Genomic DNA, 582 nt, shown 5'->3' with positions numbered 1-582 from the left:
AGTAACAACACTACCGGTGGTGTTCACTACGACAGCGCGGCTTACGATCAAATCATCGACAAAGCACTTAACTCTACTTCGGAAGAAGAGCGTAAAGCTTTATACAACGAGGCCGAGGAACTCTTAGCAAAAGATATGCCAATTGCACCTATCTATCAGTACGTTAAATCTCGCCTAGTTAATCCGCATGTTGGTGGTTTCCCAGTAAACAATGCGGAAGACAAGATCTTCTCGAAAGACCTATACATCAAAGCTCAATAATCAGCTTCGATTCAAAAGTTAATATAAATATAACGACATAGACACTACATGCGCAGAGCGTGCATGTAGCGTCTTTCTAATTCTAATTGTCACAGACTGAAAGAGTGAGTTTATGCTTAAATTCATCGCTAAAAGGGTATTTGAAGCAATCCCAACTATGTTGGTTTTGATCACAGTATCTTTCTTTCTAATGCGCTTTGCGCCGGGTAACCCTTTTTCAACTGAGAAACCGTTACCGCCAGAAGTAATGGCTAACATCGAAGCTAAATATGGCCTAGATAAGCCTGTTTTCGAACAATACACCACTTACCTGTTCAATGT

General features: G+C 40.7%; 2 pseudogenes. Both read left to right on the top strand.

The window, feature by feature from the left end:
- A pseudogene (locus BCT81_RS04875) lies at positions 1-261 on the top strand (oligopeptide ABC transporter substrate-binding protein OppA); the annotation flags it as partial.
- Positions 262-373: 112 nt separating this feature from the next.
- Positions 374-582, top strand: a pseudogene (oppB, locus tag BCT81_RS04870) (oligopeptide transporter permease); the annotation flags it as partial.

The organism is Vibrio sp. 10N.261.52.A1 (genome assembly GCF_002876325.1).
GTDB classification, from domain to species: Bacteria; Pseudomonadota; Gammaproteobacteria; order Enterobacterales; family Vibrionaceae; genus Vibrio; species Vibrio chagasii.
This window is presented reverse-complemented; position numbering and strand designations above follow the sequence as displayed.